Source organism: Kribbella sp. NPDC004138, assembly GCF_053603655.1.
In genome coordinates this window covers 69,495-84,373 of sequence record NZ_JBSGFZ010000024.1, presented here as the reverse complement: position 1 = coordinate 84,373, position 14,879 = coordinate 69,495, and the positions used below count along the sequence as shown (strand labels likewise).

General features: G+C 69.1%; 16 protein-coding genes and 1 tRNA gene. 12 read left to right on the top strand and 5 right to left on the bottom strand.

Translation table 11 applies throughout. From position 1 onward, the window contains the following. Positions 1 to 36 precede the first annotated feature (36 nt). From ACWEOO_RS30410 to ACWEOO_RS30375, 8 genes are all read left to right on the top strand, one after another. Complete coding sequence (locus tag ACWEOO_RS30410) at positions 37 to 1,422, top strand: UTP--glucose-1-phosphate uridylyltransferase (RefSeq protein ID WP_452145960.1); 1,386 nt, start codon at positions 37 to 39, stop codon at positions 1,420 to 1,422. After that, a complete protein-coding gene (locus tag ACWEOO_RS30405; protein WP_452145959.1) occupies positions 1,419 to 1,895 on the top strand; it encodes an N-acetyltransferase family protein in 477 nt (158 codons plus the stop codon). Before ACWEOO_RS30410 ends, ACWEOO_RS30405 begins: the two co-directional genes overlap by 4 nt. A 77-nt stretch (positions 1,896 to 1,972) precedes the next feature. After that, positions 1,973 to 3,193, top strand: a complete 1,221-nt coding sequence (gene glp / locus ACWEOO_RS30400) for a molybdotransferase-like divisome protein Glp (RefSeq protein ID WP_359926935.1) — start codon at positions 1,973 to 1,975, stop codon at positions 3,191 to 3,193. Continuing rightward, positions 3,193 to 3,675: a cyclic pyranopterin monophosphate synthase MoaC gene (moaC, locus tag ACWEOO_RS30395; protein ID WP_452145958.1), complete on the top strand. Its 483-nt coding sequence runs from the start codon at positions 3,193 to 3,195 to the stop codon at positions 3,673 to 3,675. The genes glp and moaC overlap by 1 nt, the downstream gene beginning before the upstream one ends. Further along, positions 3,672 to 4,160, top strand: a complete 489-nt coding sequence (locus ACWEOO_RS30390; RefSeq protein WP_452145957.1) for a MogA/MoaB family molybdenum cofactor biosynthesis protein — start codon at positions 3,672 to 3,674, stop codon at positions 4,158 to 4,160. Before moaC ends, ACWEOO_RS30390 begins: the two co-directional genes overlap by 4 nt. After that, positions 4,160 to 4,777: a GNAT family N-acetyltransferase gene (locus tag ACWEOO_RS30385; RefSeq protein WP_359926930.1), complete on the top strand. Its 618-nt coding sequence runs from the start codon at positions 4,160 to 4,162 to the stop codon at positions 4,775 to 4,777. The genes ACWEOO_RS30390 and ACWEOO_RS30385 overlap by 1 nt, the downstream gene beginning before the upstream one ends. A gap of 97 nt (positions 4,778 to 4,874) precedes the next feature. After that, the gene (sepX, locus tag ACWEOO_RS30380; protein WP_452145956.1) at positions 4,875 to 5,657 is read left to right on the top strand and encodes a divisome protein SepX/GlpR; all 783 of its coding nucleotides are present in this window, start codon (positions 4,875 to 4,877) and stop codon (positions 5,655 to 5,657) included. Positions 5,658 to 5,729: 72 nt separating this feature from the next. Next, positions 5,730 to 5,802: transfer RNA gene (locus ACWEOO_RS30375), tRNA-Ala, on the top strand. Positions 5,803 to 5,996: 194 nt separating this feature from the next. On the opposite strand, the gene ACWEOO_RS30370 is transcribed toward ACWEOO_RS30375, so the two are convergent. After that, entirely contained in the window at positions 5,997 to 6,467 is a 471-nt protein-coding gene (locus ACWEOO_RS30370) for a GyrI-like domain-containing protein (RefSeq protein ID WP_452145955.1), read from the bottom strand. Positions 6,468 to 6,531: 64 nt separating this feature from the next. Beyond that, positions 6,532 to 7,107 (bottom strand): TetR/AcrR family transcriptional regulator, encoded by a 576-nt coding sequence (locus ACWEOO_RS30365; RefSeq protein WP_452145954.1) that lies wholly within the window; start codon positions 7,105 to 7,107, stop codon positions 6,532 to 6,534. Positions 7,108 to 7,193: 86 nt separating this feature from the next. Here ACWEOO_RS30365 and ACWEOO_RS30360 point away from each other — a divergent pair, with 86 nt between their 5' ends. Genes ACWEOO_RS30360 through katG form a run of 3 tightly spaced genes read left to right on the top strand, consistent with a single transcriptional unit; the run spans position 7,194 to position 10,808 of the window. Next, positions 7,194 to 8,078, top strand: coding sequence for an SDR family oxidoreductase (locus ACWEOO_RS30360; RefSeq protein WP_452145953.1), 885 nt, complete (start codon positions 7,194 to 7,196; stop codon positions 8,076 to 8,078). 54 nt (positions 8,079 to 8,132) lie between these two features. Then, the gene (locus ACWEOO_RS30355; RefSeq protein ID WP_355700780.1) at positions 8,133 to 8,558 is read left to right on the top strand and encodes a Fur family transcriptional regulator; all 426 of its coding nucleotides are present in this window, start codon (positions 8,133 to 8,135) and stop codon (positions 8,556 to 8,558) included. A 36-nt stretch (positions 8,559 to 8,594) separates the two neighbouring features. Then, positions 8,595 to 10,808 carry a catalase/peroxidase HPI gene (gene katG / locus ACWEOO_RS30350; protein WP_452145952.1) on the top strand — a complete coding sequence of 738 codons (2,214 nt, stop codon included), beginning with the start codon at positions 8,595 to 8,597 and terminating at the stop codon, positions 10,806 to 10,808. A 65-nt stretch (positions 10,809 to 10,873) separates the two neighbouring features. Here the strand turns inward: katG and ACWEOO_RS30345 are convergent, their stop codons facing one another. From ACWEOO_RS30345 to ACWEOO_RS30335, 3 genes are all read right to left on the bottom strand, one after another. Continuing rightward, positions 10,874 to 11,890, bottom strand: a complete 1,017-nt coding sequence (locus tag ACWEOO_RS30345; RefSeq protein WP_452145951.1) for a hypothetical protein — start codon at positions 11,888 to 11,890, stop codon at positions 10,874 to 10,876. Continuing rightward, the gene (locus ACWEOO_RS30340) at positions 11,884 to 12,264 is read right to left on the bottom strand and encodes a hypothetical protein (protein ID WP_452145950.1); all 381 of its coding nucleotides are present in this window, start codon (positions 12,262 to 12,264) and stop codon (positions 11,884 to 11,886) included. Before ACWEOO_RS30340 ends, ACWEOO_RS30345 begins: the two co-directional genes overlap by 7 nt. A gap of 300 nt (positions 12,265 to 12,564) precedes the next feature. Then, entirely contained in the window at positions 12,565 to 13,704 is a 1,140-nt protein-coding gene (locus ACWEOO_RS30335; protein WP_359926910.1) for a mandelate racemase/muconate lactonizing enzyme family protein, read from the bottom strand. Positions 13,705 to 13,864: 160 nt separating this feature from the next. Here ACWEOO_RS30335 and ACWEOO_RS30330 point away from each other — a divergent pair, with 160 nt between their 5' ends. Continuing rightward, positions 13,865 to 14,839, top strand: coding sequence for a LacI family DNA-binding transcriptional regulator (locus ACWEOO_RS30330; protein WP_452145949.1), 975 nt, complete (start codon positions 13,865 to 13,867; stop codon positions 14,837 to 14,839). Positions 14,840 to 14,879: the final 40 nt, after the last annotated feature.

The window sequence follows — 14,879 nt, the reverse complement described above, 5'->3', positions numbered from 1 at the left end:
ACACTGGGATTACCGTGCGTCCCCTAGGGTTGGTGCATGGGTGAGGTGGGTCTCAGACAAGCGCAGGAGAAGATGCGCGCGGCCGGCGCTGCCGATGTCGCGATCCGCGTCTTCACGCACTACTACCAGTTGCTCGAGTCCGGTCAGCAGGGGAAGATCCGCGAGGCCGACATCGAGCCGGTGGGCGAACTGCCACACCTGGACCACCTGGACACCGATCCGGACGCGCTCCGCGCCGCGCTCGCCGAGACGGTGGTCATCAAGCTCAACGGCGGCCTCGGTACGTCGATGGGCGTCACCGGCCCGAAGTCCGCGCTGCCGGTGAAGAACGGGCTGAGCTTCCTGGACATCATCGCCCGCCAGATCCTGAGCACCCGGCGGGCGTACGACGTACCGCTGCCGCTGGTGCTGATGAACTCGTTCCGCACCAGGACCGAGTCGCTGCAGATCCTGAGCGAGTACGACGGGCTCGCGGTCGACGGCCTGCCGCTCGACTTCCTGCAGAACATGGAGCCGAAGCTGCTCGCCGACGACCTGACGCCGGCCGAGTGGGAGGCGGACCCGGAGCTCGCCTGGTGCCCGCCCGGGCACGGTGACCTGTTCACCGCCCTGGTCGCCTCCGGCACCCTGGACGCGCTGCGGGAACGCGGTTTCCGGCATGCATTCATCTCGAACGCCGACAACCTCGGCGCCACCCCGGACCCGCGGATCGCGGCCTGGATGGCCGAGCACGACGTGCCGTTCGGGATGGAGGTCTGCCGGCGGACGCGGTCCGACCGCAAGGGCGGTCACGTCGCGGTCCGCACCTCCGACGGCCGGCTGATCCTGCGCGACAGCGCGCAGGTCGCGGACGAGGACACGCAGTACTTCCAGGACATCACCCGGCACAAGATGTTCAACACCAACAACCTCTGGATCGACCTCGACCGGTTCGCCGAGCTGATGGCGGGGCATGACGGGATCCTCGGGCTGCCGATCATCGTGAACCGCAAGACCGTCGACCCGGCCGACCCGTCCTCGCCGAAGGTGATCCAGCTGGAGACGGGGATGGGGACCGCGATCGAGACGTTCGAGGGATCGCAGGCCGTGGTCGTCGACCGCAGCAGGTTCAAGCCGGTCAAGACCACCAACGACCTGCTGGTGCTGCGCTCGGACGTGTACGAGCTCGACGAGGCCGGGGACCTGACCACGACGCACGAGGGCGACGAGCCGTACGTCGACCTGGACCCGGAGTACTTCAAGATCCTCGCCGACTTCGACGCCCGGTTCGCGGCCGGCGTGCCGTCGCTGGTCCGGGCCGACCGGCTGGAGGTCCGCGGCGATGTTGCCTTCGGCAAGGACGTGGTGGTGGTCGGGGACGTCGAGGTGACCGCGCCCGACGGCGAGCGCCGGGTGATCCCGGACGGAACCGAACTGCGTTGATCGACGACCTCCTGGTGCGTCCGCTGGAGCCGTCCGACACGGGCGAGGCGGCCGCGCTGTGGTGGCGGTCCCGCCACGCCGACGGGGCTCAGCTGCCGCCGGCGATCCATACCGCGGAGCAGGTCGCCACCTGGTTCGCCGACGTACTGCTGCCGGACGGGCAGACGTGGCTCGCGCTCGACGACGGCCGGATCGTCGCGGTCCTGACGCTCGACGGCGACGACCTCGACCAGCTGTACGTCGCCCCGGAGGCGGCCGGCCAGGGCATCGGCTCGGCCCTCGTCGATCTGGCCAAGGACCTCCGCCCCGGCGGTCTGGCGTTGTGGACTTTCCAGAGCAACACGCGCGCGCAGGCCTTCTATTCGCGGCACGGCTTCCAGGAGGTTCGCCGGACGGACGGCGCGGCCAACGAGGAACGGGCCCCGGACGTCCGCATGGTCTGGGGTCGCCACCCGGAGGCGGAACCAACCTAGAACCCGGCCGGACTTCTTGGCGCACCCTCCCGGAACTATCGCCTGGAACGGTGGATCCGTGGATTAGGGTCGAGCTCGTGAGACGAAGTGTGGATGAGCATCTAGAGGTCGTACTCGGTCGGGTCGCGGCCCTGCCGGCGTTCGACCAGCCGTTGATGGACGCGGTCGGGCTGGTGCTCTGCGAGGACATCGTCTCGGGGGTGAGCCTGCCGGGCTTCGACAACTCCGCCATGGACGGATACGCCGTTCAGGCGGCCGACCTGGCCGGTGCCTCGGACGAGAACCCGATCAGCCTGCCGGTGGTCGGGGAGTTCCGGGCCGGGCACAGCGAGCCGATCGTGGTCACCCCCGGGACCTGTGTGCGGATCATGACCGGCGCGCCGATGCCGCGCGGGGCGGACAGTGTGGTGCCGGTCGAGTGGACCGACGGCGGGACGGTCAGCGTGCGGATCACGCAGCAGCCGCCGCTCGGCGGGTCGGTGCGGCGTGCGGGCGAGGACGTGACGGCCGGGGCGCAGGTGCTGGACGGCGACACAGTCCTCGGCCCGCGGCAGATTGCTGTGCTCGCCGCGGTCGGCCGGGCGCGGGTGAAGGCGAGACCGCGGCCGCGGGTCGTGGTGATCTCGACCGGGGCCGAGCTGCGCGAGCCGGGCAGCCGGTTGGGCGACGGGCAGATCTACGACTCGAACAGCTACACCCTGGCAGCGTGCGCGCGGGACGCCGGGGCAGTGGTGTATCGCGTCGGCATCGTGGACGACGACCCCAAACGGATCATGGACACGCTGTCCGACCAGTTGGTCCGCGCCGACCTGGTCATCACCACCGGGGGCGTCAGCATGGGCGCGTACGACATCGTGAAGGAGGAGCTCTCCAAACTCGGCACGGTCGACTTTCCGCAGGTCGCGATGCAGCCGGGGAAGCCGCAGGGGTTCGGGGTGATCGGGGAGGACGAGATCCCGATCTTCACGCTGCCCGGCAACCCGGTCTCGGCGTACATCTCGTTCGAGGTGTTCGTGCGGCCCGCGCTGCGCAAGATGATGGGCCAGATGCCGTACCGGCGGGCGCTGGTCCCGGGCGTGACGCTGGACGGGTTCAGCTCGCCCGCGGGGCGGCGGCAGTTCGTCCGCGCGGCGGCCACCTCCGGCGACGAGGGCTGGATGGCCAGTACAGTCGGCGGGCACGGCTCACACCTGCTGGGCGGGTTGAGCCGGGCGAACGCGCTGATCGTGGTGCCCGAGGACGTGACCTCGGTCCGCGCCGGCGATCAGGTCGAGCTGATGCTGTTAGGGGATGTCTGATGACCGAGCCGCCCACGGGCCTGACCCATGTCGACGAAACCGGGGCCGCGCGGATGGTCGACGTGTCGGCGAAGGAGACCGGCGCCCGGCGAGCTGTTGCCAGCGGCAAGGTTCTGGTCTCGGCCGAGGTGGTGGCGGCGCTGCGCGGCGACGGCGTGCCGAAGGGCGACGCGTTGGGGGTCGCGCGGATCGCCGGCATCATGGGCGCGAAGCGGACCCCCGATCTGGTCCCGCTGTGCCATCCGATCGCGATCACCGGCGCCAAGGTCGACCTGGAGGTCACCGACGACGCTGTGCAGATCCAGGCACAGGTGAAGACCACCGACCGGACCGGCGTCGAGATGGAGGCGTTGACCGCGGTCGCCGTCGCCGGGCTGGCTGTCATCGACATGGTGAAGGCGCTGGATCCGGCCGCGGTGCTGACCGACGTGCGGGTCGAGCTGAAAGAAGGCGGTAAGACCGCGCACTGGGAGCGGCCGTGAGGGCTCTCGTCGTCAGCGTCTCCAACAGGGCGGCCGCTGGGGTCTACACCGACACCACGGGTCCGCTGATCGCGTCGCGGCTGGCCTCGTGGGGTTTTGACGTGTCAGGGCCTGACGTCGTGCCCGACGGCGCGCCGGTTGGTGATGCGCTCCGCGCGGCGGTCGAGGCGTCGTACGACGTAGTGCTGACGACTGGCGGCACCGGGATCTCCCCGACGGACGAGACACCCGAGCAGACAGCCGCGGTGCTGACGAAGGTCGTGCCGGGCATCGCCGAAGCAATCCGGGCGTACGGCGTGGCCAACGGCGTACCAACGGCCTCGCTGTCCCGTGGGCTGGCTGGAGTCGCCGGTCGCACGGTCATCGTCAACCTGCCTGGTTCACGGGGTGGTGTGAAGGACGGTCTCGCCGTGCTGGAGCCGTTGCTGCGCCACGCGGTCGAGCAGGTGCACGGCGGCGACCATGTCCGGACGGACGGCGACTGATGGCAGTTGTCCAGTGGCCGGTCGAGCTGAAGCACGGCCAGGTCGGGCTGCGACCACTCCGAGCCGCCGACGGTAGCGAGTGGGCCGCCGCACGCCAGCGAAACGTCAGCTGGCTGCGGCCGTGGGACGCGACGCAGCCACCGGGTGCGGACGACGGTGCCCGCACGTTCCGCGCGATGGCACGCGACTGGAACCGGCAGGCGCGGTATGGGCGGATGCTGCCGTTCGTCATCACGTACGGCGGTGCCGCGGGCGCCGGCGCGCGGGCGAAATGGCCGCTGGTCGGGCAGCTCACGGTCTCCGGAATCACGTACGGCTCGGCGCGCTGGGCGAACCTCGGCTACTGGGTCGACGAGCAGTACGCCGGTCGCGGGATCGTGCCGACCGCCGTCGCGATGGCCGCGGACCACTGCTGGTTCACCCTCGGCCTGCACAGGATCGAAGTGGCCATCCGCCCGGAGAACAAGGCCAGCCTGCGCGTCGTGGAGAAGCTCGGCTTCCGGTTCGAAGGCGAGCGGCCGAGGTTTCTGCACATCGACGGCGACTGGCGCGATCACCGCATCTTCGCGCTCAACGTCGAAGAGGTCGGACCCGGTCTCGTAGCGCGACTGGTTTGACTACCCTGCGTGCTATTCACATCAGTCACACGAGTCTTCTTGCGACACACCGACTCACGTACCTCATCTGGCCCCCGCCGCGCCTTAGCGTCGTCGCATGGGGACGACAGGGCTGATCTATGTGGCGATCGTCGCCGCGTGGGCCGCCTACCTCGTCCCGATGTGGCTGAAGCGGGGCGACGAAGCGCGGCGCCGCCCGGTGGTGCCGTCGTCCGCCGAAGCGCGCGTCCTGTCCCGTGACCCGTCGCGGCCGCGGTACGTCGTACGCCCGGCCGGTCCGACCGCCACCGACGACCCGTCGCCACCCAAGCGGTACGTTCCCAACCGAGCCCGCCGGGTGGCCGCGATGCGCCGTCGGCGGGTGCTGTCGATCCTGACCCTTTCGCTGCTGTCCGTCGTGGCCCTCGCCGGACTGGCGATGCTGCCGTGGTGGTCGGTGGCGATCCCGGGCGCGTCGATCGCCGCCTTCGTCGTCGTCACCCGGGTGCAGCTGCGCCGCCAGGCCCGCGCCCGCGCGGAAGCCGCCGCGGAACGCCGCGCCCGCGCCCAGGCACGCCACGACCGCGGCCCCGCCGGCAAGCCCGCGCCGTCGGCCGACGAGGAGATGACCATCGAGGTCAAGCTCCCCGCCGAGCCCGCTCCGGAGCCCGAGGTCAAGCAGCCGTCGGAAGGCCTGTGGGACCCGGTGCCGGTCACGCTGCCGACGTACGTGCTCAAGGAGAAGGCCCCCGACCGCACCGTCCGGACGATCTCGCTGACCGACGACGAGGTCTTCTCCAGCGCCCGCACGACGGACCCCGCCGACAAGCCCGCGATCGCCGAAACCGTCGCCCCCAAGCCCGAAGAACTGCCCGAGGTGAAGCGCGCGGTCGGCGACTGATATCCGGTTTTAGTCTGCGGGCCTCTACGTGTTAGAGTTTCGCGGTCGCCAGGGAAACCAGGTGACCAGCTCGGGGCTGTGGCGCAGTTGGTAGCGCGCTTCGTTCGCAACGAAGAGGCCAGGGGTTCGAATCCCCTCAGCTCCACGAAGACGATGGGCGAGGTGTGCCGCGCAGTTCCTGCGCTGGCCGCCTCGCCTTCGTCGTGTTGTGCGGCTGCGCTTCGCTTGCCGCGGGCGGGGGCTCCGCCACCCGCACCCCCTGCGCCTTCGCTTCGCTCGGCTCCTGGGCTGGGTTGGGCAGTCGGCGCGGGACTGGTGGTTCGGTTGGCTCTGGGGTGGTCAGTTGGGGGTGTAGGGCTGGATTACTTCGGTCCTCCAGGTGTTGGGGTCCGGGTTGGTGACTGGGTCGCTGTAGTAAATCTCCCAGGGGTCGCCGGCGGCCGTAGCGTTCCGGGTGGTCAGCCAGGTGGTCAGGGCCTGGTAGGCGGGCTCCATAGACTCGTACGGGCCCTGGTGGACTGTGCAGGCGGCTGGGCCACCGGGCAGGGACGAGGGGTGGACCTCGTCGGTCGAGTTGATGGGTGTGGTGACGGGGAAACCGGCTTCTACGTCGAAGCGGGCGTCGCCCAGTCCGTGGTAGCGGGCGAACGGGGGGCCGGCGATCGAGGTGCCTTGGGTGATGATCGCGCGGGCGATGGCGTCGTACACCGTGGACAGCCAAGGGCCGATGTCCGTCACGTCCAGCGTCGCGGATGCGACGGCTGTGTGCTGCTCTCGGCGCAGTTCGTCGAGGATCTCGTAGGTCTTCATGACATCAGCCTGGCTATGCCGGCGGCGGTCGGCCAGGGGCTAAAGACCGGCTCGGCGCTGGGGCTCAGGTCAGTGACGTGGTGGCGGTGCGGAGGTCTTCTAGGGCGGCTAGGACGTGTGGGGCCAGGCCCGTGTTGTCGTGGTCCAGCTCGGTCCACTCGGTGTAGCCGCGTTTGAAGGCCAGGACTCCTAGCTCGGCGGCCAGGTGGGCCAGGGGGTCGGGGACACCTCGGGAGAGGAGGGCCTCGGTCATGGCGGTGGCGAGGCCTACGCGTTTCAGGGTGTCGCGTTCTTGGAGTTCGGTGCTGGCGGCGATGGCGGCTTTGAGTCGCGGGCCCAGTTCGCGGTTCATTGGGCCCATGGCGTTCGAGGCGCGTTCGAGGCCTACGGCGACTGCCTCGAGAGGAGTGGCTGTTTCGGGTGCTTCGGTAATGCCCTCGACGAGCAGGCGGCACAACGTTTCCTGGCCGGCTACCAGGAGTTCCCGCTTGTCGGGGAAATGGCGGAAGAACGTGCTCTTGGTGACGCCGGCGCGTTCGGCGATCTGGGCGACCGTCGTCGCGTCGTAGCCCTGGTCGGCGAACAGGTCCACCGCGGCCAGGACCAGCCGATCGCGCGCGCCGGGTTCCCATCGAGCCATGCGGCCATTCTAGGTGATGGGACCTTTGTCCCGTCAGGTGCTACGGTGATGGGACAAAGGTCTCATCACTCCAGAGGAGCATCTCCATGCAGGTCTTCATCACCGGCGGTACCGGGCTGATCGGGTCCGCCGTCGTCCGCGAGCTGCTCGACAACGGCCACACGGTCCTGGGGCTCGCGCGTTCCGACGCGTCCGAAGCGACGCTGAAAGCCGCCGGCGCGGACGCCGTTCGTGGCGGGCTCGCCGACCTGGACGTTCTGCGCGCCGGTGCGGCCAAGTCCGACGGTGTGATTCATCTTGCCTTTAGCAACGACTTCAGCAGCCCGGAGGCGCTCGCGGCGGGAATCGCCGAGGAGAGTGCCGCGCTCGCGGCCATGGGGGAGGAGTTGGTGGGCAGCAATCGTCCGCTCGTTGCCGTGTCGGGTACGCCGTGGATTCCGGGCCGCGCCTCGACCGAGGCTGATCCGCTGCCGACCGAGGGGCCTGTCGGTGGGCGAGGTCGGTCCGTCATGGCAGCCCTCGCGCTGGCCGAGCGCGGTGTGCGAAGCGCCGCCGTACGCATGCCGCGCACGGTCCACAACCAAGGCGACGGAGGATTCGCCGGCCTGCTGACGCAGATCGCGCGCCAGACAGGTGTCTCCGGCTATCCGGGTGACGGCACGCAGCGCTGGCCCGCCGTACACGCGCTCGACGCCGCCGTACTCTTTCGGCTCGTCCTCGAGAACGCGCCGGCCGGAACCGCGTGGCACGCCGTCGACGACGAAGGCGACGCCGTACGAGACATCGCAGCCGTCATCGGTCGCCGCCTCGGCCTCCCGGTGCAGTCGGTCCCGGAGGAGACGTACGGCCCCCTCGGCCCGATCTTCGCCGCCGACCAGCCGTCATCCAGCGCCCACACCCGCCAGACCCTCAACTGGCAACCGCGCCACCCGCGCCTGCTGAAGGACCTGGAGAACGTCCAGCCTGGTTAGGAAACGCGGAAGCTAATCTTGACTCATTCCAGAAAACGCGGAAGACTGCGGGGCGTGCCGACAGTGGATGAGCTCCAGGGGTTGTTGCGTGGAGCCTCGTTGCGGGTGACGCGGCCGCGGCTGGCTGTGCTGGCCGCGGTGTACGGGCATCCACATGCGGACACCGACTCGATTATCGGTGCCGTGCGCAACGAATTGCCCCAGGCATCGCACCAGGCGGTGTACGACTCGCTGCACACGTTGACCGCGGCGGGACTGGTGCGGCGGATCCAGCCGCTGGGGTCGGTGGCGCGGTACGAGTCGCGTGTGGGGGACAACCATCACCATGTCGTCTGCCGCTCGTGCGGCGCCATCGCCGATGTCGATTGCGCGGTCGGGCATGCGCCCTGCCTGACCGCGTCGGACGACCACGGGTTCGTCATCGACGAGGCCGAGGTCATCTATTGGGGCCTGTGCGCGGACTGCGCACGACGTACCTGACTTCCTTTGAAAACGTCCAGTCCTGGAAGGAATCCGATGTCCGAGAACCATGAGCCCCTGCCCGGCGAAGCCTCCGCGGAGAGCCGCGGCGCCGAGACCGGCGGCTGCCCGGTGAACCACGGTCAGGGCGTGCACCCGACCAGCGGGAACGCCAACCGCGGATGGTGGCCGAACCAGCTGAACCTGAAGATCCTGGCCAAGAACCAGCCGGTGTCGAACCCGCTCGGGGAGGAGTTCGACTACGCCGCCGAGTTCGCGACGCTGGACCTGGCCGCGGTCAAGGCGGACATCGCCGAGGTGCTGACCACGTCGCAGGACTGGTGGCCGGCCGACTTCGGGAACTACGGCCCGCTGATGATCCGGATGGCCTGGCACAGCGCCGGCACGTACCGGATCCACGACGGCCGCGGCGGCGCCGGCGCCGGTCAGCAGCGGTTCGCGCCGCTGAACAGCTGGCCGGACAACGGCAACCTGGACAAGGCCCGCCGCCTGCTGTGGCCGGTCAAGAAGAAGTACGGCCAGAAGATCTCCTGGGCCGACCTGATGATCCTCACCGGCAACGTCGCGCTGGAGACGATGGGCTTCAAGACCTTCGGGTTCGCCGGCGGCCGCGTGGACGTGTGGGAGCCGGAGACCGACGTGTACTGGGGCCCGGAGACCAGCTGGCTCGCCGATGAGCGGTACTCCGGTGAGCGCGACCTCGAGCGTCCGCTCGGCGCGGTCCAGATGGGCCTCATCTACGTGAACCCGGAAGGCCCGAACGGCAACCCGGACCCGGTCGCGGCGGCCCGCGACATCCGCGAGACGTTCGGCCGGATGGCGATGAACGACGAGGAGACCGTCGCGCTGATCGCGGGCGGCCACACGTTCGGCAAGACCCACGGCGCCGGCCCGGCCGAGAACGTCGGCGCGGAGCCGGAGGGCGCGCCGATCGAGGCGCTGGGCCTGGGCTGGAAGAGCACGTACAACAGCGGCAAGGGCAAGGACTCGATCACCAGCGGTCTCGAGGTCACCTGGACCACGAAGCCGACCCAGTGGACGAACGACTTCTTCGAGATCCTGTTCGGCCACGAGTGGGAGCTCAGCAAGAGCCCGGCCGGCGCGAACCAGTGGGTCGCCAAGAACGCCGAGGCGATCATCCCGGACGCGTACGACGGCCCGAAGAAGCTGCCGACGATGCTGACCACCGACCTGTCGCTGCGCTTCGACCCGATCTACGAGCCGATCTCGCGGCGGTTCAAGGACAACCCCGACGAGTTCGCGGACGCGTTCGCGCGGGCCTGGTACAAGCTGACCCACCGCGACATGGGCCCGATCGTGCGGTACCTCGGCTCCGAGGTCCCGAGCGAGGTGCTGATCTGGCAGGACCCGCTCCCGGCCGTCGACCACGAGCTGATCACCGACGCCGACGTGACCGCGCTGAAGGCCGCGATCGCTGCCTCCGGCCTGTCGGTGTCGCAGCTGGTTTCGACTGCGTGGGCGTCCGCGTCGACGTTCCGCGGCAGCGACAAGCGCGGTGGCGCCAACGGTGCGCGGATCCGCCTGCAGCCGCAGAGCGGGTGGGAGGTCAACAACCCCGACGAGCTCGCGCAGGTACTGCGGACGCTCGAGGGCATTCAGCAGTCGTTCGCGAAGCCGGTTTCGCTCGCGGACGTGATCGTCCTGGCCGGCGGTGTCGGTGTCGAGATCGCCGCGAAGAACGCCGGGTACGACGTCGACGTACCGTTCACGCCCGGCCGGGTCGACGCCTCGGCGGAGCAGACCGACGCCGACTCGTTCGCCGCGCTCGAGCCGGTCGCGGACGGGTTCCGCAACTACTACGGCAAGGGCAACCGGCTGCCGGCCGAGTACCTGCTGCTCGACCGCGCGAACCTGCTCACCCTGAGCGCGCCGGAGCTGACCGTGCTGGTCGGCGGCCTGCGTGTCCTGGGCGCCAACTACGACGGCTCGAAGCACGGCGTACTGACCGAGAACCCGGGCACGCTCACGAACGACTTCTTCGTGAACCTGCTCGACCTCGGCACCGAGTGGCACGCCACCGACGAGAGCGAGGAGACGTTCGAGGCCACCGTCGACGGGGCGGTCAAGTGGACCGGCACCCGCGCCGACCTGGTCTTCGGCTCGAACTCCGAACTCCGCGCCGTCGCCGAGGTCTACGCGAGCGACGACGCCAAGGAGCGGTTCGCCGCCGACTTCGTCGCCGCCTGGCACAAGGTCATGGAGCTCGACCGCTTCGACCTGCACCGCTGAGCACACCGAACAGGCTCCCCCGCACCGGGGGAGCCTGTTCGCATGTCAGCGGGTCCTGCTCAACATCAGTTGTTGCAGGTGCGCGGTGGGGCGGACGGCTCTTCCGATCCGCCGTCGGGGTCCACGAGGACGGGGCGGAGGTCGGTGATCTGGAGGGGGACGGAGCGGCTGAAGTCGAGTGGGATGTCGCCTTGCATGCCGCCGCCGGTCCAGTGGACGGTCCAGTACGCCGTGGCTGTGATGTTGTAGGTGCCGGACTTCTCGCAGCGGGAGGACTTGGCGTATTTGAACCCGCAGGTCGGTGAAGCCGGCATGTCTTTCAAGGATTTGCCGGCCGCCATCTGGCGGGTGAGCGGCGTCCCGGCGCCTTTGCAGGACACGGTCTCGCCGGCGCCCATGGACCATTCGATCCGATCGACGGTGCCAGTTGCCGTGATCGAGACACCGCCGAGCGCCGCGGTCTTCGTCTGCGGCCCGGTCGTCGTTGGGCCTGGGTCGGTCACCCACATCCAGACCGGGACGTTGACGATGCCGACGCGGTCAGCACTCTGCACATACGGCGAGACCCCAAGCCGCGGCGCCACGAAGCTCATCGTCTCCACCACCTGCCGAGCCGCCACCCGCGGATCAATCGTCCGCGTCTCACCTGGCGGCCGGTTCACAGACTCCGGCACGACCTGGATGACCGGCCATCCGTCGTCGACCGCAAGAATCAACCAGCATTCGTAGAACCTTGTACCCGGCGGATAATCGCTGACCTTGCTCGGGGAGACCAAAGACTGGGGCCCGGCGAGCGGATGCAGATAGCATCCTGATGCTGCGTCAAAGAACCCGCCGGCGTCCCGGCACGGCACAACCTGCCCTTCCCAGACGCAAGCAGACTCACCGGTCTTCTTGGCTCCGGGGGTCGTCTTGACGGAGGTGGTCGGCGGATGGCCGTCATCGCCCACGGAGTAGACACATTGTCCAGCGCTCCAGCCGATGACGCAGCCGGGTGAGCCAGGTGTCGGGCCAGCGAACGCAATGGATGATCCGATGACGGACAGAATCGCGGCGACGCCGAGGAGCTTGGATATCAGCATGTCGCTGGTTTCCTGCTCTGCGCGAAGTCAGCTTTCCAAGTGCCTTGGACGTGGCGCATGCGCATCTCGTCAACCGTTTGGTGCGGTGTTCCGGCGGGCCTGACACTCTTGCCCTTGGAGTCCACGGCGCCGGCCTTGGAGGAGTCGACGCACGCGCTGAGGATCAGGTTGTCGATCTGACCACTGGCATTCGGTTTGCCGATACTCAACGGCTTGATCCACATGACCTGCAGGCTTCCGAGGGAGCGCCATTTGGAACCTCGGAACTTCTCTGCCTCACCGAGTTCGGCTTGCAGCATCACGCCGCTCGCGTACTTACTCAGTGCTGTCACGTTGCGGCCGCCGCTCATGTACATCGCGTCCGTCGCGGCCACGAACCCTCGGTACGCGACCGAAGCAGCGGCGACGGCTACTTCCTCAGGAGTGCCGCTGGGCGTTGGGGAAGGAGTGGGAGACGAGGTAGGGGATGAGGTGGGCGACGGCGGGGCAGTGTTCGGTTGGCCGGCTTCTGGGGAGCCTTGGCAGGCGGTTAGCGTCAGGAGGGCGCTGAGGGCTGCGGCGGTGGGTCCGAGGGCCGGGTGGCGCGGCATGGGGGCTCCGTTCTGGATGCTGGGGGTGTAAGCGTCGCATACGGAGGGTGTTCGCCGGGTTGGTTATCCACAGGGCTGCGGGGGTTACCAGTTGGTGAAAGAGCCGTCGGGGCGGTGGAGGGTGGGGAGGGGGCGGGGTGGGGTGGAGTGGGCTCGGGCTAGGTCTCGGTCGATGTCGATGCCTAGGCCGGGGGTGGTTGACGGGAGTACTCGGCCGGGGGTGATGGTGGGGCGGTGGGTGAAGAAGCGGGCCAGAGTGTCGTCGGGGTCCGACTGGTGTTCCTGGATGGCGGCTACGGGGGTGGTGAGGTTGAGGTGCAGGGATGAGGCGGCGGTGACGGGGCCCAGGGGGTTGTGGGTGGCTAGTTTGATGTAGTGGGTTTCGCAGGCGGCGGCGATCTTGCGGGCCTCGGTCAGGCCGGCGGCGATGGCGATGTCGACGCGGGCGTAGTCGATCAGCTCGTTCTCGATCAGTGGTGCGAACTCCCACTTGGACGCGAACTGTTCGCCGGCCGCCAGCGGTACGCCGGTTCGCGCGCGCAGCATGCGGTACGAGTCGGGGTGTTCGGCGCGGAGTGCGTCCTCGACGAAGTACGGGCGGGCGGATTCGATCTCGCGGCACAGCGTGACCGCTTCGGGTGGGTCGAGCCGGGTGTGGACGTCGAGGATCAGCTCGACGGAGTCGCCGACCGTGTCGCGGACCTCGTGGAACAACGCGATCCCGTCCCGCAGCGTCCGGCGCTCGTCGAGGACGTCGCCGTCGTGCGGCACCGAGAATCGTAGGTGGGTCCAACCGTCGGCGACAAGCGTGCGGCACCGTTCGAGGAAGCGCGGGCGGTCCGCCATCCCGTCGCCCAGGTGGACGTAGCACGGCACGTAGTCCCGGACCTGCCCGCCGAGCAGTTCGTGCACGGGGACGCCATACGCCTTGCCGCGGATGTCCCACAACGCGACGTCGATCGCCGCGATCGCGGACGCGATCACCCGGTCGGCGGGGTAGAACCCGGACCGGAACATCAGCTGCCACAGCTGCTCGGTCCGCAGTGGGTCCTCGCCGAGCACCAGCCCGCCCAGATGGGACAGCGCGCCGGCCACGGCCTGTTGCCGGGACCGCAGGCCGACCTCGCCGATGCCGTGGATGCCCTCGTCGGTGTCGACCACGACGAGCATCATCGCGTCGCCCCGGTCGGGGAGGGTGAGCACTTCCCAGCCCGTGATCTTCATCTGACCTCTGCTCTGTTTCAGGAACGTTGTCATCGCACCTTATCTCACGATTTCAGGCGTACGCCAGAGCTTCTGTGAGGAAACAGAAACGAGCTGTTGACACAACCAGGAACGATTGCAAACATGTTTCAACGCTGAGTCCGAGAGCAAGGAGATCCGGATGGCCGCCACGGTCAGGGAAGTCGCGCAACTGGCGGGTGTGTCCCCGTCGACGGTGTCCCGGGTCTTCACCGCGCCCGACCAGGTGCAGGAGGCGACCCGGCAGCGGGTCACCGACGCCGCGCGGCAGCTCGGGTACCGGCCCGACCCCGCGGCCCGGACGCTGCGCAGCGGCCGCACGGAGTCGCTCGGCCTGGTCGTCCCGGACATCGCGAACCCGTTCTTCCCGCCGATCGTGAAGGCGATGCAGGCGCGGGCCCGCAACCACGGCTACACGCTCCTGGTCGCGGACTGCGACGAGCGCGAGTCCGACGAGCTGGAGACCATCGACGCGATCGTGAAGAAGGTCGACGGTCTGGTGTTGTGGGCCTCGACCCTGTCCGACGGCCGGCTGCAGGAGCTGGCCCGGGAGATCCCGCTCGTGCTGGTGAACCGGCAGGTCAAAGGCATCCCCGAGCTGCACATCTCGCTGACGTCCGGCATCAGCCAGGCCGCCGAACATCTGCGCGCGCTCGGTCACACCAGTTGTGTCTTCGTCAACTGCTCGCGCCCGGAGCACCTGCGGGGCAAGTCGATAAGAGAAACCTTCGACGCCCAGGGGTTGTCGGTCGTCGAGCTCGGTCCGTACGAGCCGCGTTTCGAGACCGGTCTGCACGCCGCGACCCTGGCTGTGGCGAACGGCGCCACCGCGATCCTCGCGCACAACGACCTGGTCGCGATCGGCATCCTGCACCAACTCGCCCACTCCGGGGTCGACGTGCCCGGTCAGGTCAGCGTGATCGGCATCGACGACACGCTGCTGGCCGCGATGTCGATCCCGGCCCTCACCACCATCCGGATCTCGCCGCAGACCGTGGCCACCCACGCCACCGACCTGATCGTCGAGACCATCAACGGCGCGGAGCCGCAGTCCGCCGAGGTCGGCTCGCGGCTGATTCCCCGCGCTTCCACAGGTCCCGCGCCACACCGCGCCTGACCCGAGCAGGTCCCACCACAGTACGGCGCGCCGCCCCGCC

Bases quoted from the DNA above. Each gene is read 5' to 3' on its own strand.
- ACWEOO_RS30335 (WP_359926910.1), bottom strand. From the start codon at position 13,704: ATGAAGATCACGGGCTGGGAAGTGCTCACCCTCCCCGACCGGGGCGAC.
- ACWEOO_RS30360 (WP_452145953.1), top strand. From the start codon at position 7,194: ATGCAGGTCTTCATCACCGGCGGTACCGGGCTGATCGGGTCCGCCGTC.
- ACWEOO_RS30410 (WP_452145960.1), top strand. From the start codon at position 37: ATGGGTGAGGTGGGTCTCAGACAAGCGCAGGAGAAGATGCGCGCGGCC.
- ACWEOO_RS30330 (WP_452145949.1), top strand. From the start codon at position 13,865: ATGGCCGCCACGGTCAGGGAAGTCGCGCAACTGGCGGGTGTGTCCCCG.
- ACWEOO_RS30385 (WP_359926930.1), top strand. From the start codon at position 4,160: ATGGCAGTTGTCCAGTGGCCGGTCGAGCTGAAGCACGGCCAGGTCGGG.
- katG (WP_452145952.1), top strand. From the start codon at position 8,595: ATGTCCGAGAACCATGAGCCCCTGCCCGGCGAAGCCTCCGCGGAGAGC.
- ACWEOO_RS30370 (WP_452145955.1), bottom strand. From the start codon at position 6,467: ATGAAGACCTACGAGATCCTCGACGAACTGCGCCGAGAGCAGCACACA.
- moaC (WP_452145958.1), top strand. From the start codon at position 3,193: ATGACCGAGCCGCCCACGGGCCTGACCCATGTCGACGAAACCGGGGCC.
- sepX (WP_452145956.1), top strand. From the start codon at position 4,875: ATGGGGACGACAGGGCTGATCTATGTGGCGATCGTCGCCGCGTGGGCC.
- ACWEOO_RS30345 (WP_452145951.1), bottom strand. From the start codon at position 11,890: ATGCTGATATCCAAGCTCCTCGGCGTCGCCGCGATTCTGTCCGTCATC.
- ACWEOO_RS30365 (WP_452145954.1), bottom strand. From the start codon at position 7,107: ATGGCTCGATGGGAACCCGGCGCGCGCGATCGGCTGGTCCTGGCCGCG.